This is a genomic window from Photobacterium sp. BZF1 (assembly GCF_014349205.1).
GTDB lineage: Bacteria > Pseudomonadota > Gammaproteobacteria > Enterobacterales > Vibrionaceae > Photobacterium.
The window spans coordinates 1-23496 of the sequence record NZ_JACSOF010000105.1 but is presented as its reverse complement, the minus strand read 5'-3'; the positions used below and the strand labels follow the sequence as shown (position 1 = coordinate 23496).

The window sequence follows — 23496 nt, the reverse complement described above, 5'->3', positions numbered from 1 at the left end:
GGGGTATAGCATGGCAGTATTTAATTACCGTGGCCGAAGCAGCCAAGGCGATATCAAGCGTGGGCAGTTGGAAGCGGCTTCGCAGGACGCGGCGGCAGATATCCTGATGCGTCAGGGGATCATTCCGCTGGAAATCCGCGAAGGTAAAGCCAAGTCGGCTGGGCTGGATATCGACCGCTTGTTCAAAAGTCGTATTCCGCTCGAAGTACTGGTCATTTTTTGTCGCCAACTCTACAGCCTGACAAAAGCGGGTGTGCCCCTGCTGCGCGCTGTGCGTGGGTTAGGCCAGAGTGCCAGCCATCCTTTGATGCGTGAAACGTTGGATGCCGTAGTGGTTGAACTGACCAACGGTAAATCGCTGTCGGCCTCGATGAAAGAACATCCGAGGGTGTTCTCCGAGTTGTTCGTCTCGATGATCAGCGTGGGTGAAAATACAGGTCGTCTAGATGAAACCCTGCTTCAACTAGCACAGTATTTCGAACAGGAGATGGAGACCCGCCGCCGGATCAAATCGGCGATGCGTTACCCGACCTTTGTCCTTATTGCGATTACCTTGGCGATGTCGGTCCTCAACATCAAGGTGATCCCGCAGTTTGCCTCTATGTTCAGTCGCTTCGGCGTTGAATTGCCATTGCCGACCCGCATCCTGATTGCCACCTCGAACTTTTTTGTCCACTACTGGCCATTGATGCTGGGGGCGGTCATTGTGACTTGGATTGCGCTCAAGGCGTGGCGTCAAACACCTGCCGGTGGCGAGAAATGGGATAAATTCCGGTTAAAAGTGCCAATTGTGGGCGATATTGTCAATCGTGCCCAGCTATCACGTTTTTCTCGAACTTTCTCACTAATGATACGTGCTGGGGTACCGCTCAACCAGGCGATCCAGATGTCGGCGGAGTCGCTCGGCAATAACTACCTGGAAAACCGTTTGATTGAGATGAAAAACGGCATCGAAAGTGGTAGCAGTATTGCCGCTATGGCTCGCCAGTCAGGGGTATTTACCCCATTAGTGCTGCAGATGATCGCCGTTGGCGAAGAGACTGGCCAGGTGGATGAACTGCTGCTTGAAGTTTCTGACTTCTATGACCGCGAAGTGGATTATGACCTTAAAACCCTGACGGCACGTATCGAACCTATCTTGCTGTTTATCGTCGCAATTATGGTACTGGTACTGGCGCTGGGTATCTTCTTGCCAATGTGGAGCCTGCTTGATGTTGCGCGCGGTGGCTAACCTAAAGTATTTCGCCCATGTGCGCTGGTTTGTCTGGGGCGGTGTCATTTTCCTGATGGTCTGGACCCTGCTTGTCGAGTGGCATAGGGTCAATGAAGAGGCTGAGCGTACCCGGGTCAATTTATTGGCACAAACCATGACCCGAAGTGCATCGGCTTTACGCCAGAAATGGGAGCTAGAAAATAGGCCAAGCCACTCCCAAACTAACGGAATTGATTATTCATTTACCCATAAAGGTTGGCCGATAATTTTACAGGATGACCATGTTGATTGTGTTCAAATGTGGAATTTATTGTCATCTAGGCAGCGTCCCGTCGATTATTTAAGCCTTGTTGATAAAAAAGAAATGAGATCAGACCTTTATAATTCATGTTATTTCCAAATTAATGACGGAAAATGGCTAGCATTATTTTATGAAAATGAGACAATACGCACCAACGGTTTTTTGACGCTTTCCGAGTAACGGTGACGTCGATTTGACAAAAACAAAAAAAGGTGAGTAAAGATGAAAAAACAAGCCGGTTTTTCGTTAGTGGAGTTGGTGATCGTCATTATCGTCGTTGGCCTGCTAGCGGTTGCTGCATTGCCTCGATTCCTGAACGTGACTGACGAAGCTAAAAAAGCACAAATTGAAGGTGTAGCGGGAAGTTTTGCTACTGCAGTTCTATCTGCGCGTGCACAGTGGGAAGCTTACGGCCGTCCACAGGAAGGTACACACAACAAAGTAAACTATGATGGTACTGAATTCTATCTTTCAACAATTGATAACGGTACGAAAAGTTTCTTGACTCGCGAAGGCTACCCAGTGTCAAAAGCAACACGCAATGTTTCAAATATGATAGTTGATGATTGTGAGGTACTGATTAAAGAGCTTCTGCAAAACCCACTTCAAGTTACTAAAGATAGCAATGCAGTAGGTGACGGCAACTATCAATATTTCGTTGATGAACTACAAGGCTCAAAGGACGAAACAGAGTGCCGCTATTACCAGCTTTCATCGTCGGACTCTAAGGGAAATACAGTTAACCCAACTTCAGGTCATTTCTTCTCTTACAAGCCTGCCTTGGGTCAGGTAACAGTAACCTTTAAATCATAAAACACTAGGAGTAATTTATGAAACGTCAAGGCGGTTTTACGCTAATTGAAATGGTCGTTGTGATCGTAATTCTGGGCATTCTAGCAGTAACAGCGGCGCCTCGTTTTTTGAACCTTCAGGGTGATGCTCGTGCGTCGACGCTGGAAGGTCTGAAAGGGGCAGTTAATGGTGCAGCAGGTATTGTGTACGGCAAAGCTGCTGTTGAGGGTAAAGAGCAAGTTGATGGTAGTTCTGACACTGTGACGGTGGACGGTAATGTTACCGTGAGTTTTGGTTATCCAACAGCTGAAGCAACAGGTATTATTGCTGCTCTGAAGTTAGATACAACTAATGAGTGGCAGGTTGCTTATGACAACGCAGCAAGCCCAGCAAGAGAGGCTGTGTTTACACTAAAAGCTCTATCGTTGCCGACTGGGGACAGTTTAGATAGTGAGTTTAAGCAAATCTCTGCGACTAAGTGTTTTGTTAAATATACAGAAGCATCAGAGAAAGGTGGTGAACCATCTTTGGAAGTTGATAACGAAAACTGTTAATTGTTTTTAGCGCTCCTCGGAGCGCTATTTATTCAGGGCAATAGTTTTCATTATTGCCCTGAATAAATAGAAACCTTAAATAACTTCCCGGGTGACTCATGCCCCGACAGAATTACGTAAAAAGCCATACAAAGAGCACTGGCTTTACCCTTCTTGAACTCATTATCGTTATCGTGCTGATTGGCATTATCAGCGTGACCGCTGCCTCGCGCCTGTTTGGTCGCAGCGGGTTTGATGCCGTGCTGGCCCGTGACCAAGCAATTTCCATCGCTCGCCAAGTTCAGTTAGTGGGAATGAATAGCCCGGTAAACCCTGCGAACCCAAACCGTTGTCTTGCCCTTCGAATAAGCACTACTGAGTTTGGCTCAGAAAATTGTGCCAGTAATAGTCAATCCACTCATAAGCTGACTTTGGAAAACGATCTGGTCAACTTCGCCTTTTTTGATGGCGTAAACGGCCAGAACTCGTCCGACATATATTTCGATATGCTCGGCCGTCCATCAATCGTTAGAAACCAGCAATTACAACGTATCTGTATGGCATCAAACTGTCAGGTGACGATTACGTCTCGCAACGGTGAACAGGCGAGTTTGTGCATTAATAGCGAGGGGTATATCAATGACTGCTCAATTTAACCCCCCCGCTCGTCAAAGGGGCTTTACCCTGATTGAAGGTATTATCACCATCGTGATCTTGGGAATTGCCATGGTGACACTGACCAGTTTCTTGTTCCCTCAGGTTGAGCGCTCTGCAGCGCCTTATTACCAAACCCGTGCCGCGGCGGTTGGTAATGCCTTCCTCAATGAAATCCTCTCCCGTAAATTCGATGAAAACTCAGATCCGTTTGGCGATAGCAGGGTGCGTTGTGGTGAAACAGGCCCCGATGGCAAGATCTATGACTGCACAATGCCAAACGGTGACGGTGTATGGCCGTTGGATAAAAACAGTGAGTACTTCGATTACGTTATACCGGGTAGTTCATTGCCAGCAGGAAAAGGGTTGGTGGTTGCCATTGCCAATGATGTCGATGATTTTCATGGCTGCTGGGGCGATTTATCACTTTGTTATGACCGTTACAGCCATAAGCAGCATCCATGGCGAGGGGCGATAGAAAACCTTACCGGTGAGAAGGTGGCCGAGGCTGATACGTATCGGAATATGACCGTAAAGGTCGATGTCCGTTACGACAATAGTTTCAACACATCAAACTCACAAGACACATCTTTTCCCCATCAGCACAAGCGTATTGTGGTTGAAGTGGATACTGGCCGCCATGGCAAGTTTGATTTTGTGGCCTACCGGAGTAACTACTGATGGTTAGGGTCAACTCAAAAAAAGCCAGCACAGGCTTCACGCTGATGGAGATGGTCATCAGCTTGGTGATCCTCGGTATTATTGCGCTGGCGATAGGCAGTTACCTTCAGTTAGGCGCTGAAGGTTATGTCAGCACTGTCAGTCGTGACCGTGTCCAGTCGCAGGCTCGTTTTGCCCTTGAAAAAATGACCAGAGAAATTCGCCATGCTGCGCCAAATAGCCTCGCTACGATGGGGAGCTGCATCAGCTTTTATCCAATCCATTTAGCCGGCTTTACTCTTGGTGATACCCGAACAACCAATGTTGAGTTAGTGCCTACTATCGGTGGTGAGGGCGATTGGCAGGCAATTACCAGTAACGACAAATTGGCGCTTGCTGTTGGTCTGGGTAATTCAGCTGAATATGCCGCTCAGCCTTTTAAAATCAATCAGGTTACTGCCGGACCTGATGGTAATAACACAGTGTTGGTGAATGTTTCTGCCCCACTTGAAAACCGATCCCCGGCCAATCGTGCCTATGCATACGGCCAACCGGTATCTTTCTGCTTGGAGGCAAATGTACTGAGGCGTAAATCGGGTAACAGCAGCGTAGTGATAGCCGAGCAGGTATCAAGCTTTGATGTTGCCGTCAAAGGCAAAGGGTTGGAAAACAATAGCATGGTGCACCTTGGTTTGATTTTTCAAGATCGCCGGACGGGTGAGAACTTTAGCTACGAACATACAGTGCAGGTGATCAATGTTTTATAGCAGGCAGCGAGGCAGCGCGTTAGTGGTGTCGCTATTTATTATCACCGTTATGGGGGCCTTTGCCGCCGCCATGATCCGCATTGATTGGTCCGGTCAGGACACCACTGCCCGCGAGGTATTCTCTACCCGCGCTTGGTATGCGGCCCATTCCGGCAATGAAATAGTTTTGAGTAAATTGTTTCCGCTGGGACAGTTGGCATCCGCTCCTTTAGCCTGTGATCAAACTTACGATTTCAGTAAAGAAGCCGAGTTGTTTTCATGCCAGAAATTACAGGTCAGCTGTAAAACCCATAGCTACAAAGAAAATGGCCAAATAGCCAATAAATATCAATTAGAAAGCACGGCAACGTGCGGCACTGGGCAGTTTGAAACGACTCGCATCCAAGAAGTGTGGGCAAAGGATTTGGATAATAATGAACAATAATTCAATGATTCGCCTTGGAATTTGGATTTTCTGCTGCTTGTTTTCAGCAGTGGCTAATAGTGCAGTAGACTTTTCCCAGTGTCCGTTTACTGGACCGGCACAAACGTGGAGCAATAGCGGTAAAGCCAAGACCGACGATGATGCTCTTATCTTTGGAGCGGTCGATGGGAAGTACTTAGGATTTAAAGATGTTGATTCTGAGGATGATAGTTGTGATGGGAAAAGGGAGTGTAAAGCCAAGTCAAGCCTTATGGTCAGTAAACCAAATTTTGTTTATTTTTCGGAAGATAAAAATGAGCGAAAGTTCGAATCTGACGGTGTGTTGAGCAGTGATAAGCGTTATAAAAAAGTTGAAGTGCTGAAGTCGGCAACGGTGACGCTTCGCGCTGGAGAATACTGGGTTGATGAGTTTGTCATTAAAGAGAGGGGGGATTTAGTTATCTCAGGTAAGGTCACCCTGAATGTAAATAAACTCATTCTTGATGATTCGGCGACAATAACCCACTCTGCATCACCGTCACAATTCGTCATTATTGCCCATAAAGAAGATGGTGTGGTTGAGCTTAAATCGGAGCGTCGACAAGCGTTCAACGCTTATATCTTGACTGATGAAGAGGTGAAAATTTCTGGTAATACCAGACTTCATGGCTCTGTTACTACAAAATATCTAGAGGTAAAGGAAGACGCCTGGTTGACTGCCGATTTAAGTGGTTGTGATGAGAAGCCGCTACCTCCGGACTATAACGAAAATGCCCAATTCGAATTCGGCTCCGCCTACTGCTCGTCTGATAGCTGCAGCTTTGATTTGCACAAAAACTACCTGTATGAACCGATAGTGATTTTGATGCCGACTATCGGCAAGCAGGCCGATAAAGCCAATGGAGAAAATCCGGATAGTGATGCGCCTGCTTCCGCTTTTGTTACTGATATAGATTTAGAGAAAAAGCAGGTGACTTTCGATATTCGCAAACCTGAGAGGGTTGCCGGTAGCGTCCAGCAAATGACTAAGGTGGATTATTTAGTCGTGGAACCGGGGATCGCAGACTTTAATGGTCAGACTGTTGTCGCTGGGTATGTAGAAACAGACAAGCAGGTTTACATCAATGGGGCGGGTGAATCCAATGAATCTGCATGGGCTTCAGTTTCATTTGCTGATTTTGGCTTAACGTCACCTTTCAGTTCAAGCCCGGTTGTCTTGGCTCAGGTACAGTCGGACCGCAACAACAAATGGTTGACCGCTGCGATGCGTGGGCAGGATAAGATGACACTGCCTCCAAGCGAAGGGGTCGAACTATCTCTAGAGCTGTCGAGGTCACGGGTAGGAAGTAGCTATGAAGCTGAAAAGGTAGGGTTTGTTGCGTCACTGCCTGGCAGTGGGCACATTGATGGCTTCAATTATCATTTCGGTCGCCTGACCACTCCGCATGTCAAGGGAAACATGCCGCTGGAGCAAGGTTGCTCAGTTTTTCATGATCTGCACGTAGGGAGCATATCTGGGGTCGTCGCCAAGAAAATGGAGCGCAATGGCGGCCATGGTGGCTGGCTGCGGCGTTGCCGCATAAATACTAACCAAGCCAGTTTTGTGGTAGATGAAGACCATTATGAGCGTAGCCATTTACCGGAAGTCGTAGGCTATTTTGCGGTTGAACAGGATTATGAGTTTCCCGAACATTGTGAGTATTTCCCGGGGGCCGCTCAGGCACACGGTTCGTCAGGGAAAATTGAAATCTACAACCACTCTTTTGTGTATCAACCTGATAATGCGTTCAAGTTAGGTTTTTCTGAAATCAATGCAGGTTCTGGGCTTGGGGAGGCTTCCTGCCGAACGGACAGTACATCCTGGATGTGTGAGATAGATCCGGATGGGACGGTTGATTCGATGACACTGCCAAGCTTTCCCGGTGGTGGACTCAATGAGTCATATTATGACGGGAAGACCTATGAGATATCCCCGGAAGACTTGTATCAAAGGCTAGAAGCAGGCTCGACAACAGTATTGAAGCTTAATATGAGTGGTGATTACTGGATCAGGAACCTGACTTTGAATGGAAATGCGCGGTTAGAAGTGGCGAATGGCATCAAGGTAAGGCTGTTTGTCGAAAATCTCCAAACAAATATTAACTCATCCATTAACCATAGTGGTGAGCCTGATAATTTCATTCTAATCGGGGTTGGGGCAAATACCCGGATACATTTAACCGGTCAAACAACCTTCAATGGGATGGTGTATTCGGAAAATAAGGTAGAGCTGAACTCCAAATTCACTTTTGATAATGACATCTCAAAGATGCCTGCAACCATCACAGGTGCGGTGACAGCGAAACATATCTTTATGTCCGATCAGAGTAATATCCGTGCTGGCGGGCAGTGTTTTACCCCTGTTGAGCCTGAATATCAGATTGTCACGTTGAACCCGCAAGACTTATCGTTGACTTGCGACAGGCAGTTGGTGCAGTTTCAGGTGCAAGATAAGTCAGGCCGGCCAGCAGGTAGTTACCGCGGGAAAGTCAACATATCGACGAACCTGAATACACCCAACAAGGCCTTTTGGTACCTGCAGCAGGAAGGCGGGGAGAGTGGGAAATTGGATGTGAGCCAAACCCATGCTTTTTCCGTTGGTGACGACGGTATCGTCTCGTTGTGGTTACAGAGTGATGTTGTTGGCACCATCGTAGCTACGGGAAGCTTATCGACAGATAGCGACGAGGCGGATTCCGGACGTTATGGCTTTGTCCCGTTCAAGTTTGAAATAGAAAAAGGCCATATCCCCATTGTTGCCGGTAAACCTGCCAATATCACAATAAAAGCGAAGTCATGCCGGGACGCAAACAACAGCGATGTTGCGGTTGGTTACGAAGGCAAAAGAACCTTGAATTTCTCGACGGCCTATATTGCGCCGCGCCAAGGGCTGAGCAGTAACAATAGTCATCAGTTGGAGCTCAGAAAATCTGGAATAACAGATCCTGATAAGAACTGGAGCGTTGAAGAGGTAGAGCTCAACTTTGATAAAGGTGTTGCTGATGCCCAACTGCGTTACCTCGATGCTGGCAAGACCACGCTGACTATTCATGACCCGAACTGTACCTTGGATAAAGGCTGTGAAATCCTGCCTCAGGGTCAACTGCTAAGCAAAGCCAGTATCGGTGACTGGACCCGCTTGGAGGGCACTCAATCGGTCTGGTCGCGCCCCTATACCTTTGCCTTGTGCAATGCGGGGGAGCCATATATTGAGGGAGCAACGGGCACGGCAGATATCCCGAAAGAGAACAATGATGGCCATCTCGTTGCTTTTCTCCCCGCAGGGCGTCAATTCAGTACGTTGGTGAAGCCTGTTATATGGCAGGGTGATGGTGAGTTTAGCCTGGATGGTACGCAAAGTGATGTTGATTCAACAGCCTTGTGTGAGCGCCAAGTAACACAAAACTTTTTCCGTTCAGATGCGCCAGCAACTAACGTTGCGCTGTCTCATCGATTACATACTCCTGACAATCAACAGCAGGGCCAATTGTCAGGTACTTTGTCTTTATCGAATACCGCAATGGCAAACCAGTCATATTCATTAAGCTGGGATGAAGTCGGTAGCATCAGGCTACGGGCGGATACCGTTGGCGATTACTTAGGGATGGACATAAATGCGGGCTATCGCCATGTTGGCCGCTTCTACCCTGATGCCTTTGTGATCGTCTCTGCTGAGAGCGGTAGGCAATATCCTGACGGTCAGTCTTTTGTCTATATGGACCAACCTTTTTCTGCCCGGTTCAAGGTGGAAGCGCAGAATGTTGATGGCAAACCAACGAAAAACTACGGCGCATTTGCACCAAGTAAACAAGTCGGTTTGGACATCGCGGCTGTCGATACCCAGGTTGCTCACGGTGAGGTGAATGATTTAGGCCATAGGATTGATTGGGGCGGTTTACCTAATAATTGGAACAAAAGCTGGAACGGCGCATACATAACGGTGAATGGGTTCAACCTTGCCTTTAAGCGCGACGTTAAAAGTGCCGTTTCACCAGATAAGGCATTAACGACCAAGCCTGATGGCCCCTATGATGTTGCATTGGGAATTATGCGTGAGGCGTTGGACACTAATGAAGCTGAGGCGATCGGCTATCCGGAAATTGCCGTGGATCATGTGCTGTTTCCTTGTGACCTAGGCCAAGATGGCTGTACCGATGCTGATTCCAGGGGGGCGATGGAGTTTGCCAGCTTCAATACTCGCTATGGCCGTATGGCGCTGGACGATGTCTCCGGGCGCTTTGACAGTGAACTGTCTATACCGCTCTGGGTCGAATACTGGGATGGGCTGGACTTTGTGACCAACAAACAGGACAGTGTCGCTGCATTTGATGGCGACTTGTCGTGCAAACAAATTCTTTCCCAGTCTGACACTACCGTGACAAGCACCTCGTACACTCGCGGGTCAGGAAATGTAAAATCAGGGGACACTCGTTCCGGCGAGTTTGTTGCGGTACCGACCGAAGTGAAGGATAAAGACGGTAATTCACTGATTTATCGTGAGCAGGTGCGTTTTTGGCAGAAGGTTATCGGTGATAGCCCATTGGCGATAGACAAAGAGCCTGAAATTACTTGTGGAGCCGGTCCTTCAAGCGGCCATGGCAATTATCAGCCATGGTTAACCTTCGATTGGCGAGGAAAAGGCGATGAGAGCCCTCACTCGACAGTGACCTTTGGTGCCTACCGGGGTAACGATCGTGTGCTTTACCGCGGTGAAAAGGGCATTAATACAATGCTCGATTAAATAAAATGCCGATCTGTGGCAGGTTTGACAATCCTTGCCTTGTCTCGATCCGCACCCCTTGATACATTTAGCGCAATTTAACGAATTTGTGAGCTTGCAGGATTAGCCGAAGACTATGTTTAAAAAACTTCGTGGCATGTTTTCTAATGACCTGTCTATTGACTTGGGTACAGCCAATACCCTTATTTATGTCAAAGGACAGGGCATCGTACTGGATGAACCATCAGTAGTAGCGATCCGTCAGGATCGTGCCGGAGCAACTAAGAGTGTGGCCGCAGTCGGTCACGACGCCAAGCAGATGCTGGGCCGTACCCCGGGTAATATCGCGGCAATCCGTCCGATGAAAGACGGTGTTATCGCAGACTTTTACGTTACTGAAAAAATGCTTCAGCATTTTATCAAGCAGGTGCATGACAACAGCCTGCTGCGTCCAAGCCCACGAGTTCTAGTTGCGGTACCTTGCGGCTCTACTCAGGTTGAGCGCCGTGCCATCCGTGAATCTGCCCAAGGTGCAGGTGCGCGCGAAGTGTACTTGATCGACGAGCCAATGGCGGCGGCGATCGGTGCGGGTATGCCTGTTTCCGAAGCAACCGGCTCGATGGTGATCGATATCGGTGGTGGTACGACTGAAGTTGCGGTTATCTCGCTAAACGGTGTGGTGTACTCATCATCTGTACGTATCGGTGGTGACCGCTTCGACGAAGCGATTATCAACTACGTGCGCCGTAACTACGGCAGTCTGATCGGTGAAGCGACGGCAGAACGCATCAAGCATGAAATCGGTTCGGCTTACCCGGGTGACGAAGTGCGTGAAATCGAGGTTCGCGGCCGTAACTTGGCAGAAGGTGTGCCACGCAGTTTCACACTTAACTCAAACGAAATCCTAGAAGCGCTGCAAGAGCCGCTAACCGGTATCGTATCGGCAGTCATGGTTGCACTAGAGCAGTGTCCGCCAGAGCTAGCATCGGATATCTCCGAGCGCGGTATGGTATTGACTGGTGGTGGTGCACTTCTACGTGACCTAGACCGTCTACTGACCGAAGAAACCGGTATTCCAGTGGTTGTGGCAGAAGAGCCGCTAACGTGTGTTGCCCGTGGTGGCGGCAAGGCACTGGAAATGATCGACATGCACGGTGGCGATCTATTCAGCGAAGAATAATGCCCGTCCGGGCATGTCGACAAACAGGTTATAGCGTTACATGAAACCTATCTTTGGCAGGGGGCCTTCCCTGCAACTGCGCCTGTTTCTAGCCATTTTACTGTCGGTTGGCCTTATGCTGGCCGACAGTCGTCTTGACGCCTTTGCCAACGTCCGTTACCTGCTCAACTCGGCTATTTCCCCGTTGCAATATGCAGCTAACCTGCCTCGTGATCTACTGGGTGGTGTATCCGGACAGTTCAGTTCGCACCGGCGTCTACTGGCAGAAAACAAAACCTTGCAACGCGATCTGCTGGTTCAGCAGAGCGATGTCCTGTTGCTGGAGCAGCTCAAACAAGAAAACCAACGCCTGCGGGAACTGCTGGGCTCGCCATTTGTTCGCGATGAGAAAAAGCTCATTGCCGAGGTGATGGCGGTGGATTCTGATCCGTACAGCCATCAGGTGATGATCGACAAAGGCCGGGTAGACGGTGTCTACGAAGGCCAACCGGTGATCAACGAGAAGGGGATTGTCGGCCAGGTTGCTTATGTGGGTGCCCACAACAGTAGGGTCCTGCTGCTGATTGACCCAACCCATGCGATCCCCGTTCAGGTGGTCCGTAATGATATTCGCGTCATTGCCTCGGGCAGTGGCCAGATCGACCAGATCCAGCTCGAGCACGTACCTAGCAGCACCGACATCGAGGTGGGTGATTTGCTGGTGAGCTCAGGCTTGGGTGGTCGCTATCCTGAAGGGTATCCGGTCGGTAACGTCACCGAGTTTTCGTTCGATAACAAACGCCCGTTTGCCCAAATCAAAGCAAAACCGACGGTGCAGTTTGATCGTCTGCGTTACCTCTTGCTGGTATGGCCGACTCCTCGTGAAACCTTGACTGAGGGAGAGTTCAACAGTGGCGAATAGTCGCGCTAACGGCCGAATCTGGATTTGGCTGTCATTTTTGATTGCGCTTATCCTGCAAGCTGCCCCTTGGCCGGGGGAGCTGGAACCTTTTCGCCCATCTTGGGTCGTATTGGTTGCCTTTTACTGGGTGCTGGCATTACCCCACCGGGTCAATGTCGGAACGGCGTTGGTCCTGGGCTTGCTGTGGGACCTGATGCTCGGCTCCACGCTGGGGGTTCGGGGACTGATGATGGCGGTCCTTTGCTACATCGTCGCGCTAAACTTTCAAGTATTGCGTAACCTTTCATTGTGGCAACAGGCGATGCTGGTGGCCTTGCTGACGCTGGGCGGTAAGCTGGTTGAGTTCTGGGCTGAATACCTGGTTTCGGTGATCACTTTTGACCCGGAAAGACTATGGGCTGTACTGCTTAACTTCTTGTTATGGCCGTGGTTATTCCTGCTATTGCGACGCATGCGTCGTAAGCTCTCAATTCGTTAAAATAGTCTCCCAATGGGATCCGTTCAATGCTAGGGTGTAACCAGACACATCGAACGTGCTTGAATGGATCACATTGATTTATCACACAAAAGCAAATGAATGATATCATGTCGACACCACAACTCTATTTGGCCTCGGGCTCGCCGCGCCGCAAAGAACTTTTGACCCAACTCGGCTACCAGTTTGAGCGGGTTGTCGTTGATGTTGAAGAGCAGCATCAGGCAGGCGAATCGCCAGCAGATTATGTCCAACGTTTGTCTGTAGACAAGGCATTGGCAGGCGTTGCGGTCGTAGAAGGCAAAGCACCGGTATTGGGTGCAGATACCATTGTGGTGTCGGGTGATCGTATCTTGGAAAAACCCCAGGATTTTGATGATGCCCGGCAAATGCTTCGCTTACTGTCAGGCAAGCGCCATCAGGTGATGACGGCAGTGACCGTAGCCTGTGATGAGCGTCAGGAAACACGCTTGGTAGTGACCGATGTGTGGTTCAAAACACTGTCAGATAAAGAAATAGAAGACTACTGGCAAAGTGGTGAGCCGCAGGACAAAGCAGGGAGCTACGGCATTCAGGGGATCGGCGGCAAGTTCGTCGAGCGTATCGATGGCAGTTATTATGCTGTGGTGGGGTTACCTTTGGTGGAAACCGACATCATGGTTCAAGACTTTTTAGATTTATCAATTTAGAGGCAACCATGAGCACAGAGCTGCTAATTAACGTGACCCCGAGTGAGACGCGTGTCGCGATGATCGAGTCGGGGACCCTGCAGGAGGTTCACATTGAACGTGAATCCAAGCGTGGGATCGTTGGCAATATTTATAAAGGGCGTGTCAGCCGAGTGTTGCCGGGAATGCAGGCGGCCTTTGTGGATATCGGCCTGGAAAAAGCGGCATTCCTGCACGCATCGGACATTGTCCCGCACACCGAGTGTGTGGCAGAGAACGAGAAGCAGCAGTTCCAGGTACGCGATATTTCGGAACTGGTACGTCAGGGCCAGGATCTGGTGGTGCAGGTGGTCAAAGACCCATTGGGTACCAAGGGTGCGCGCCTGACTACTGATGTAACCCTACCTTCACGGTATTTGGTCTTCATGCCGGGGGCGAGCCATGTTGGCGTTTCCCAGCGTATAGAAAGCGAAGAAGAGCGTGAGCGCCTTAAAAACGTAGTGAATGAATACTGCGACGATCTGGGCGGTTTTATTATCCGTACTGCCGCCGAAGGGGCAACCGATGAAGAAATGGCGCAGGACGCGGCGTTTCTTAAACATCTATGGCGCAAGGTGCTTGAGCGCCGTGCCAAATACAAGCCGAAGTCAATGCTGTACGGTGAGTTGGGTCTGGCGCAGCGTATCTTGCGTGACTTTGTCGGAACCGAGCTTGATTGTATCCAGGTTGACTCCCGTTTGGGCTACGAGAAGCTCAAGGAGTTTACCGATGAGTTTGTGCCTGAACTGAGCGACAAGCTGGAATATTACGCTGGTGAGCAGCCTATCTTTGATTTGTTCGACACTGAAAATGAGATCCAGCGTTCGTTGGATCGCAAGGTCGAGCTGAAATCCGGTGGTTACCTGATTATTGACCAGACCGAGGCGATGACCACGGTTGATATCAATACCGGGGCCTTTGTCGGTCGCCGCAATCTTGAAGAGACTATCTTCAATACCAATATCGAAGCCACCAAAGCCATTGCCCGCCAACTACGCCTGCGTAACCTTGGTGGGATCATCATAATCGACTTTATCGATATGGCCCACGATGATCACCGTCGCCGGGTGTTGATGGCGCTGGAGCAGGCCTTGTCCTACGATAGGGTAAAGACCAACATTAATGGTTTTACCCAGCTAGGCCTGGTTGAAATGACACGTAAGCGTACCCGCGAGAGCATCGAGCATGTCTTGTGTGATACCTGCCCGACCTGTGAAGGCCGCGGCACCGTGAAAACGGTGGAAAGTGTTTGCTACGAAATTCTTCGTGAGATCACCCGAGTCAACCGTGCCTATGATGCGGACAGGTTTGTCGTATATGTGTCTCCGGCGGTGGCCGAAGCGTTGGCCGGTGATGAATACCATGCCCTTGCCGAGTTGGAAGTCTTCATTGGCAAGCAGGTGAAAATCAAAGCAGAGCCGCTGTACGTACAAGAACAGTTTGATGTCGTGATGATGTAAAGCGGAGCAATAGAGTGACAACAGTTCCAGTTCGACTGGCACGTGGATTGATGTGGCTGGTACTGACAATGTTGGTACTGGCCGCTGTTGCGATTAGCGGTCTGCGATTTTACCTGCCCCAACTCAACGAATACCGTGAGCCGATCCGTCAATGGGCCTCTGAGCAAATTGATATGGATCTCGAGGTTGAGTTGGTTGAAGGACATTGGCGTAACTTTGGCCCGTCTCTGGTGTTACAAGGGGTCAAGGTCAACCTGCCTGGGGCACCTGAATCGCTAGTTAAGGTCGGCGATGTTTCGATGCAGCTTGATATGTTGGGGTCGGTGCTGAGCCTTAGCCCGGTCTTCCAGGATATCCGTATTGATGAGCTGAGCCTAGATCTGACCCGCCTGTCGGGTACGGAGAGTAGCAGTACGGCCAACTCTGAACGTAGCCAAATGGCAACGATCCAACGATTAGAAGAGCTGCTGTTTGTCCAACTGGGCCAGTTCTCGGTCCGAAACTCCGATATTACCTTGATGTCGCCTGCCGAAGAGAAGTTGACGGTCGATATCAAAGAACTGAAGTGGGATACCCATAACCGCCAGCGCCGTGCGGAAGGGGTTGTCAGTATTGCCGATACCCATTTCAGCCAGATGCAAGTGATTGCTAACCTGTCCGATAACCGCTCCTGGGCCAAGATGTCCGGTGATATCTACCTGCAGGCGCGTAACCTTTCTGTGACGCCATGGCTTAACAAGCAGCACCTGACTGATGCCAATATTACGGGCAGTAATCTCAATGCCGAAGTCTGGCTGACCCTGTCGGGCGGTGCGTTGCAGCAGAGCTTAGTTAAACTTGATGATAGCTTCTTGCGTTGGCAGCTTGGCGACGAAAAACACCAGTTCCGGGTCCGCCAGGGCCTAGTGCAACTCGAACCACAGCAAAACGAAAACGGTGAATCAGGCTGGCGTGTCGACAGTGATCAGATGGTACTGGAAACTGATGATACTCCTTGGCCGGCATTTGATATTGCCGCCAGCTGGCTACCCGATGATTGGAAGTTAGCAGCTACCAACCTCTCTCTCGAGAATCTACAGCCGTTTATCACTTTCTTGCCTAATGACAGTGAGTTGGCCAACGTATTGTCAACGCTGCAGCCTTCCGGCCAGATCAGCGATATCCGTGTCGCTGCCAGCAAGGGCAGTGCACCACAATTTTCTTTCCACGTCAGCCAACTAGGCCTTAAGCAGTGGGAACTGCTACCGGGGATCCACAAGTTGGATGCAGTAGTTGCGGGCAACACCCAAGGTGGTCGAGCCATACTTGACCTGAAAGAGGATGAATTGCCTTATGGTGACGTCTTCCAGGCTCCGTTGAACATAGATGCTGCTGATGTCACCGCTTATTGGCAAGTCGGTGAAGACGGTTGGCGTTTGTGGAGTGACAAGATTGATGTGGCGACCCCGCACCTCAAGGTCGATGGCCAGTTCCGCTTGGATTTCCCGGCCGACGCGCCATCGTGGCTGTCATTTTATGGCGAGGCCAGCCTGAATAATGCAGGGGAAACCTGGCGCTACTTACCGACCCTGGCTCTGGGTCGTAGCCTGACTGATTACCTGTCGGCAGCCATCCGAGGCGGACAGGCAGAATCAGCACAGTTGTTATGGTACGGTGAGCTTGCTGACTTCCCTTATGGTAAACATGATGGTGTGTTCCAAGCGTTTGTCCCGCTGCGCCAGGGCAAGTTCAGCTTTGATACCGCATGGCCTGAGCTGACCGATCTCAAGCTCGACCTGCTGTTTGAAAACGACTTCATGTACCTCGATGCCACGCATGCCAAGACCATGGGAGCAACGGCTTCTAGGGTGACCGGTGATGCCGAGCTAAGCAGTGACGGCCACCTGAAATTGACGGTCGATGTCGCTGCCGAGGGGGATCAGGTTCGTGATTACATGCTGGCGACCCCGCTGGTGGACTCGGTGGGCGCAGCGCTGACAACGGTGCAGGTAAGTGGGCCGGTGACCTCCCAGTTCAAACTCGATATCCCTTTTGATGGTGAAGACGTTAGGGCATGGGGTAGCGCAGAGCTAACTGGCAACCAGGTACAGTTGGATGCGCCGCCACTAACCCTTGAAGGCGCAATTGGCACTATTAAGTTTGATGATGACAAGGTATCAGCCGAGAAAATCACGGCCAACCTATTGGCGCAGCCTGTCAATGTGGGCTTCTCCGGTAGCAGTGTAGCTAAGGGCTATCGTGTTGATGTCGCGCTAGATGGTGATTGGCAAGTCGAGACCCTACAACAGCAGGTGCAAGACCCGCTACTAGCGAAGGTGACCGGACGAAGCCGCTGGCAAGGTACGGTAGGCGTAGATCTCAATGATACCGGTTTTGAATATCAAGTGGGTATTCAGGCTGCATTGAAAGATGCGGTGAGTACTTTGCCGTATCCATTGGCTCTCGCTGCGGGTAGTCCTGATACTTTCAAACTGGATGTAACCGGTAATGGCCAATCACTGGTGGGCAAAGCTAACCTTCCGGGAGTGGCTTATCAGGCCAAGATTGACCTTACCGGCGAGAAGCTCAATATTGATGCCAGCCAAATGGCGATAGGCAAAACCGCTTTGCACCGGCTAAAAGCTGGAGAACACGGCTTAGATATTGTGGCTGACAAAGTGGATGGTGACAGTTGGGTAGATTTGATTTCGGCAGTACACGACAAGGTTGAAGCGGATGCCGCCTCAGACAGTGCATCCGTGAAACCGGATATCCCCGTGCCAACCCGTATCGAAGCCAATGTACGACAGATAAAACTGGCCTCACTCGATTGGAATCGTGTGGTTTTCTCTGCTAATCAGCTCGCCGATACCTGGCAATTCCGTCTTGATAGCCGGGAGGCGAAAGGCCAGGCCCGTTGGCCTAAAGGACAGCCTCTGGATTTGGCGATAGATACGTTCCACTTGAACCTGCCTCAGGTTGAAGTCGGCAAGCCCAAGGCAAAATACAAGCCACAGCGCGACATCCCTGCAGCGACCGACTTTGATCGCAGTATGATGTCCAATATGCCTGAGATGGATTTGATGCTGCGCGATGCATGGTTGCAAGGCTACCGGCTCGGTGAGGTGTCCGGCAAGTTGCGCCGGGAAGGCAACATGTTGGAGTTGAGAAACTTTACCGTTGATTCTGGGGCCACTTCCCTCAATCTTGATGGCCACTGGAGCCTCGATGGTGACCGCAGTGAAACCCAGATTGCCTTTGATATCGATGGCCAGAACAGCTCTGATTTGATGGGGCGTTTTGGCATCTCCGGGGGGATCCAAGGGGCTAAGTTCAGTACCTACGCCTCGATTCAGTGGCAAGGCGCGCCATGGTCTATGCACCGTGAAACCTTGACCGGAGAGTTGAAGTCGGAAACCGGCCAAGGGGTGATCAGTGATATCGGTGGTGCGGGCCGACTGCTGGGCCTGTTTAGTATCGATTCGTTGATCCGCCGGATGCAGCTTGATTTCTCTGGGATTTTTGACGAAGGTCTAGCGTTTAACTACATCCGTGGTAGCGGCCGAATTGAAAATGGCCTGTTTGAGACCGACAATATAAAGATGCAGGCACTTGCAGGCGATATGTTTATCCGCGGAAGTGCTAATCTTGTCAATGAGACAGTAGATGCGAAGGTAAGATTCATCCCTGATTTTACATCAGGCATTCCAGTCCTTACCGCGTTTGCGGTAGCACCTCAAACAGCAATTTATGTCTTTGCTATCTCAACGGCACTGTCGCCTGTCCTGGATGTATTTACCCAAGTTAACTACGTGGTGAAAGGGCCGATTGACTCGCCAGTGGTGACTGAGCAGTCCCGCTTCACGGGCGAGTACAATGTCTCAGAGATGCTAAAAGGCAAAGACAAGGAAGCAAAATAACAACAATACCCGCCAAGCTGCCGTATGGTAGTTTGATAACGGTAGCAAAGGGAGAATGCAGATGGCTAAATTCGGTATTGTACAAATGACTTCGGGGGCAGATCCTGAGATAAACCTCAAGCACCTGAAGATGAAACTCAAGGGCTTGCAACTTCAGGGTGCCAAACTGGTTGTCACGCCGGAAAACTGTCTGGTGTTTGGCTCCCGTGAGGACTACTTTGCTCATGCTGAGCCGTTAGCTGAAGGCCCTTTGCAGGCGCAAGTTGCTGCGTTGGCTAAACAGCTGGGGATTTGGGTGCTGATTGGCTCGATGCCAATTCGCCAGCTTGATGGGGCGATCACCTCGACGGCTTTGCTGTTTGATGATCATGGCCAGCTTCAGGGCCATTACGATAAGCTGCATATGTTTGATGTCGAGATCGACGATGCCCACCATAGCTACCGTGAATCTGATACCTTCCGTGCCGGTCGTGAAACCAAGGTGATCGCGACACCGTTTGGCAACATTGGTTTATCTATCTGTTATGATGTGAGGTTCCCGCAACTTTATGCTGCGCTGCGTGAGCAGGGAGCCGATATTATCGTCGTTCCTGCTGCCTTCACCAAGGTAACGGGTAAGGCGCACTGGGAATTGCTGCTGCGAGCCCGTGCTGTTGAAACCCAGTGCTGGATGGTGGCTGCTGCCCAGTGGGGAGAGCACAATGAGCAGCGCGAAACCTGGGGGCACTCGATGATTGTTGACCCTTGGGGGCAGGTCGTGGCTTGCCAGCAACAGGGGACTGGGGTCATGGTGGCCGATGTCGACCTTGATTTGAGCAAGGCTATCCGAACAAACATGCCACTTGTTGAGCACGCACGATTCAGTGTTCAGCAACGTGAAGGCTGACCGGCAGAGGGGCCGGGTAGCAATGAATATAAGAGCAAACTAAATGACGCTGGAAACTGTAGAAAACACAATGCTGGCCCAATCCGGGTTAGGACGTGAAGAGCTAAATCAAGTACTGGGGCTAGTGGCGGCACGCAATGTCGATTATGCCGACATCTATTTCCAGTCATGCTGGCATGAGTCTCTGGTGCTTGAAGACAGCATCATTAAAGATGGCTCGTTCAATATTGACCGTGGTGTTGGTGTTAGGGCGGTATCTGGTGAGAAGACGGGCTTTGCGTATTCAGACCAGATCAACCAGCTTGCCTTGCAGCAATCGGCCAAAGCAGCCCGCGGCATTACCCGCAGCGGCGGTAACGGCCAGGTGAAGGCTTTTGCCCCGGTAACGGCAAGCGGGATCTATGCACCGGTCAACCCACTAGACAGCTTCGACAAGCACCAGAAGATTGCTTTGCTGGAGGAAATCGATCGCTATATCCGTACCAAGGAGCCTTTGGTCAAGGAAGTGTCGGTTAGCATCAATGGTGTCTACGAGCAGGTACTGGTAGCGGCACTTGATGGCACCTATGCTGCGGATATTCGTCCGCTAGTTCGCCTTTCTATTAGCGTTCTGATTGAGAAGGGAGACAAGCGCGAGCACGGTAGTGCTGGCGGTGGTGGCCGTTATGGCTATGAGTACTTCCAGACTGAAGAAGGCAACGGCAAGTCGGTGGCATTGAACTATGCTGATGAAGCTATCCGCCAAGCCCTGATCAACATCGAGGCAGATGAAGCGCCAGCAGGTACTATGCCTGTGGTTCTTGGTGCTGGTTGGCCGGGTGTATTGCTGCACGAAGCGGTAGGCCATGGCTTGGAAGGTGACTTCAACCGTAAAGGCTCTTCGATGTTCTCGGGCCAGATGGGCGAACAGGTCACTTCTAGCCTGTGTACTATTGTCGATGACGGTACGCTGAAAGATCGTCGTGGCTCTCTCAATATCGATGACGAAGGCACGCTGGGCCAATACAATGTGCTGGTTGAGGGCGGTAAGCTTAAAGGCTACATGCAGGATAAGCTCAATGCGCGCTTGATGGGCGTAGCGCCAACCGGTAACGGTCGCCGTGAGTCATATGCACACCTTCCTATGCCGCGTATGACCAATACCTATATGCTACCGGGCGAGCACACACCAGAAGAGATCATTGCCAGTGTTAAGCAAGGTGTCTATGCGCCTAACTTCGGCGGTGGCCAGGTTGATATTACCTCGGGCAAGTTTGTGTTCTCGGCATCCGAAGCCTACTTGATTGAAAACGGCAAGATCACCCGTCCAATTAAAGGGGCAACCTTGATCGGTAGCGGTATCGAGGCGATGCAGCAGGTATCGATGGTCGGTAATGACCTGGATATCGACCGTGGTGTCGGTGTCTGTGGTAAGGCGGGGCAGAGTGTACCTGTTGGTGTTGGCCAGCCAACCCTGAAAATCGAGTCGATGACTGTCGGCGGTACCCAGTAAAAGAAAAGCCAGCATAAGCTGGCTTTTTTGTCTCTGATTTAAGTACTCATTTTAACCTGCATACCTAAAGCAAGGCTATTTTTTAAAGCCGCATGAAGACATCCTTGTCGCTCAGACTTGCCATCCATGGCAAGTAAACTTTAAAAACATAGCCATGCTTTATGCTTGGCAACAGTGAGTAACTTAGTCTTCCAGATACAGTTCTTTCAGGTACTGGAAGATTTCGCGGTAGGCTTTGGCTGGCTTGTTCTGGGCTTTTTCTTTATTAGCCTGGCGAACTAGCTGGCGTAGGCGCTGGCGGTCGGCATCTGGGTGATCAACCAAAATGGCGTTGATCATGCTGTCGCCGTTTTCGATCAGCTTTTCACGCTTTTGCTCCAGCTTCTTCAGCTCTGCTGTCGCTTGGTTGTGCTTGTTGTTGATCTTGTCCAGGGCCGCTTGGATAGGCTCAACTTCTACTTGGCGCATCAACTTACCAATACGCTGCAACTGACGGCGACGTGCTTCTTTGTTGAAGCGTTGTGCGTCCTTCACAGCTTCAAGCATCTCTTCATCAAGAGGCACTTTTGCTAGGGCATTAGGCTTTAGGTTAACTAGCTCCTCACCTAGCTTCTGTAGGGCTTCCATGTCGCGTTTCATCTCGGATTTACTTACCCAGATGATTTCTTCTTCCGGTTCCCATGGGGCTTTTTGGTTTTTACGGCTCATAACTGGCTCATGACTTTTGCATTTGGTTTTTATTTTACCAGTTTAATCGTGATTTGGGGCGCAAATTCCACCTATGCAGTGTTATCCTAAGAGTAATACCAATTTCATTGGCTTACCTCTTGCGCTGCGATGCAGGTCTGAAGGTTAGGGCCATTATTGAGATAATTATTATGGACGTGAGAGAACAGGTTGCCCAGCAGCGTGTGGAACTAGAAGCCGCTGTGGCAAAGGCGCTAGAAGTTGCCGGCCAGCAAGCGGATGCAGCGGAAGTTGCCATTAACAAAACCACAGGGATCAGCGTATCGACCCGGATGTGTGAGGTCGAAAATGTTGAATTCAACAGCGACGGTGCCCTTGGTATCACGGTATACCGTGGCCAGCGTAAAGGCAGTGCTTCTACCTCTGATTTAAGCGAGAAAGCGATTGCCCAGACAGTGGCTGCCGCTCTCGATATTGCCCGCTATACATCAGAAGACCCGTTTGCAGGCCCTGGCCCTGCAGAGCTGATGGCTAAAGATATCCCTGATTTGGATTTGTTCCACCCGGATGAGCCTGAGCCGGATCACGCTGCAGAAATCGCTGCCCGTGCCGAGCAGGCGGCGCTGGAGTTCGACCCCCGCATTAAACAGAGTGACGGCGCTAGCTACGATAGCCATTACGGTATTCGCGTGTACGGTAATAGCCACGGTATGCTTGCCAGTTACGCCTCTAGCCGTCACAGCACCAGTTGTTGTGTTATTGCCGAAGGCAAGAACGGTGAGATGGAGCGAGACTACAGCTACACCACTGCCCGCCGGGCAAGTGAGCTATGGACACCGGAGCGTGTTGGCCAAGAAGCTGCCGAGCGTACCGCTGGCCGTGTAGACCCGCAGAAGCTGTCTACCCGCGAAGCGCCAGTGATGTTCGCGGCAGATATTGCGACCGGGATGTTTGGTCACTTGGTGATGGGGATTAGCGGCTCTAACCTGTACCGTAAGTCTTCTTTCCTGCTGGACAAACTGGGTGAGCAAATCTTCCCTGAGTGGCTGAATATCAGCGAGCGCCCGCATATCCTGCGCGGTATGGCGAGTACGCCGTTTGATAGCGAAGGTCTTGCTACCAAAGACTTGGAGATCATCCAAGATGGCCGCCTGCAAACTTACCTCATGACCAGCTATGCAGCCCGTAAACTGGGCCGCCAGCCAACCGGCCATGCCGGTGGTATCCACAACTGGCTCGTCAACTCGACGGGTGAGAGCTTCGAGCAGATGCTCAAGAAGATGGACCGCGGCCTGTTGGTTACCGAGCTGATGGGACAGGGCGTCAACATCGTTACCGGCGATTACTCCCGTGGTGCTGCTGGCTTCTGGGTTGAAAATGGCGAAATCCAATACCCGGTGAGTGAAATCACCATTGCCGGTAACCTAAAAGACATGATGCAGAACATCGTGGCAATCGGTAGCGACACCGAAACCCGCAGCCAGATCCAAACCGGCTCGATGCTGCTTGGTAGTATGAAGATTGCTGGTGAGTAGGGCGTAGTCCTATTCGCAGGGGCTGGGAAGAGCTGGTCCTCGGACCTAGGAAGAGCAGAAGCAAGAGCTTGACGTATCATAGCTTTCTGAAAATACTACCTGCAGGACCCAGGACCCAGGACCCAGGACCCAGGACCCAGGACCCAGGACCCAGGACCCAGGACCCAGGACCCAGGACCCAGGACCCAGGAC

19 protein-coding genes are annotated in these 23496 nt (G+C 50.7%); 18 read left to right on the top strand and 1 reads right to left on the bottom strand.

The genetic code is table 11. The annotated features are described in order from the left end of the window. Positions 1 to 10: 10 nt before the first annotated feature. The 17 genes from BIZ37_RS20745 to tldD all read left to right on the top strand — a co-directional run bounded on the left by BIZ37_RS20745 (position 11) and on the right by tldD (position 21082). On the top strand, positions 11 to 1231 hold the full coding sequence (locus BIZ37_RS20745; protein ID WP_187463118.1) for a type II secretion system F family protein: 1221 nt from the start codon (positions 11 to 13) through the stop codon (positions 1229 to 1231). Beyond that, positions 1212 to 1694, top strand: coding sequence for a hypothetical protein (locus BIZ37_RS20740; protein WP_187463117.1), 483 nt, complete (start codon positions 1212 to 1214; stop codon positions 1692 to 1694). Before BIZ37_RS20745 ends, BIZ37_RS20740 begins: the two co-directional genes overlap by 20 nt. A gap of 42 nt (positions 1695 to 1736) precedes the next feature. Further along, the gene (locus tag BIZ37_RS20735) at positions 1737 to 2327 is read left to right on the top strand and encodes a prepilin-type N-terminal cleavage/methylation domain-containing protein (RefSeq protein ID WP_187463116.1); all 591 of its coding nucleotides are present in this window, start codon (positions 1737 to 1739) and stop codon (positions 2325 to 2327) included. A 17-nt stretch (positions 2328 to 2344) separates the two neighbouring features. Beyond that, positions 2345 to 2860 (top strand): prepilin-type N-terminal cleavage/methylation domain-containing protein, encoded by a 516-nt coding sequence (locus BIZ37_RS20730; RefSeq protein ID WP_187463115.1) that lies wholly within the window; start codon positions 2345 to 2347, stop codon positions 2858 to 2860. Positions 2861 to 2958: 98 nt separating this feature from the next. Then, on the top strand, positions 2959 to 3495 hold the full coding sequence (locus tag BIZ37_RS20725) for a prepilin-type N-terminal cleavage/methylation domain-containing protein (protein ID WP_187463114.1): 537 nt from the start codon (positions 2959 to 2961) through the stop codon (positions 3493 to 3495). Further along, positions 3479 to 4174, top strand: a complete 696-nt coding sequence (locus tag BIZ37_RS20720) for a prepilin-type N-terminal cleavage/methylation domain-containing protein (RefSeq protein WP_187463113.1) — start codon at positions 3479 to 3481, stop codon at positions 4172 to 4174. Before BIZ37_RS20725 ends, BIZ37_RS20720 begins: the two co-directional genes overlap by 17 nt. Beyond that, entirely contained in the window at positions 4174 to 4920 is a 747-nt protein-coding gene (locus BIZ37_RS20715) for a PilW family protein (protein WP_187463112.1), read from the top strand. Before BIZ37_RS20720 ends, BIZ37_RS20715 begins: the two co-directional genes overlap by 1 nt. Beyond that, complete coding sequence (locus BIZ37_RS20710; protein WP_187463111.1) at positions 4910 to 5344, top strand: hypothetical protein; 435 nt, start codon at positions 4910 to 4912, stop codon at positions 5342 to 5344. The genes BIZ37_RS20715 and BIZ37_RS20710 overlap by 11 nt, the downstream gene beginning before the upstream one ends. Further along, positions 5334 to 10103, top strand: a complete 4770-nt coding sequence (locus tag BIZ37_RS20705; RefSeq protein WP_187463110.1) for a DUF6701 domain-containing protein — start codon at positions 5334 to 5336, stop codon at positions 10101 to 10103. The genes BIZ37_RS20710 and BIZ37_RS20705 overlap by 11 nt, the downstream gene beginning before the upstream one ends. Positions 10104 to 10218: 115 nt before the next feature. After that, positions 10219 to 11262: a rod shape-determining protein MreB gene (gene mreB / locus BIZ37_RS20700; protein ID WP_039464726.1), complete on the top strand. Its 1044-nt coding sequence runs from the start codon at positions 10219 to 10221 to the stop codon at positions 11260 to 11262. A gap of 40 nt (positions 11263 to 11302) precedes the next feature. Beyond that, on the top strand, positions 11303 to 12163 hold the full coding sequence (mreC, locus tag BIZ37_RS20695) for a rod shape-determining protein MreC (protein WP_187463109.1): 861 nt from the start codon (positions 11303 to 11305) through the stop codon (positions 12161 to 12163). Then, complete coding sequence (gene mreD / locus BIZ37_RS20690; RefSeq protein ID WP_107299990.1) at positions 12153 to 12641, top strand: rod shape-determining protein MreD; 489 nt, start codon at positions 12153 to 12155, stop codon at positions 12639 to 12641. The genes mreC and mreD overlap by 11 nt, the downstream gene beginning before the upstream one ends. A 107-nt stretch (positions 12642 to 12748) precedes the next feature. After that, positions 12749 to 13327 (top strand): nucleoside triphosphate pyrophosphatase, encoded by a 579-nt coding sequence (locus BIZ37_RS20685; protein WP_187463108.1) that lies wholly within the window; start codon positions 12749 to 12751, stop codon positions 13325 to 13327. An 8-nt stretch (positions 13328 to 13335) separates the two neighbouring features. Next, a complete protein-coding gene (rng, locus tag BIZ37_RS20680; RefSeq protein ID WP_107299991.1) occupies positions 13336 to 14805 on the top strand; it encodes a ribonuclease G in 1470 nt (489 codons plus the stop codon). Positions 14806 to 14819: 14 nt separating this feature from the next. Beyond that, complete coding sequence (locus tag BIZ37_RS20675) at positions 14820 to 18704, top strand: YhdP family protein (RefSeq protein ID WP_187463107.1); 3885 nt, start codon at positions 14820 to 14822, stop codon at positions 18702 to 18704. A 61-nt stretch (positions 18705 to 18765) separates the two neighbouring features. Beyond that, positions 18766 to 19590, top strand: a complete 825-nt coding sequence (locus BIZ37_RS20670) for a carbon-nitrogen hydrolase family protein (RefSeq protein ID WP_187463106.1) — start codon at positions 18766 to 18768, stop codon at positions 19588 to 19590. Positions 19591 to 19633: 43 nt separating this feature from the next. After that, positions 19634 to 21082 carry a metalloprotease TldD gene (gene tldD, locus BIZ37_RS20665; RefSeq protein ID WP_187463105.1) on the top strand — a complete coding sequence of 483 codons (1449 nt, stop codon included), beginning with the start codon at positions 19634 to 19636 and terminating at the stop codon, positions 21080 to 21082. 183 nt (positions 21083 to 21265) lie between these two features. Here the strand turns inward: tldD and yjgA are convergent, their stop codons facing one another. Further along, entirely contained in the window at positions 21266 to 21790 is a 525-nt protein-coding gene (gene yjgA / locus BIZ37_RS20660) for a ribosome biogenesis factor YjgA (protein ID WP_107299995.1), read from the bottom strand. Positions 21791 to 21960: 170 nt separating this feature from the next. On the opposite strand from yjgA, the gene pmbA reads away from it, so the two are divergent. Next, positions 21961 to 23304 (top strand): metalloprotease PmbA, encoded by a 1344-nt coding sequence (pmbA, locus tag BIZ37_RS20655; protein ID WP_187463104.1) that lies wholly within the window; start codon positions 21961 to 21963, stop codon positions 23302 to 23304. Positions 23305 to 23496: the final 192 nt, after the last annotated feature.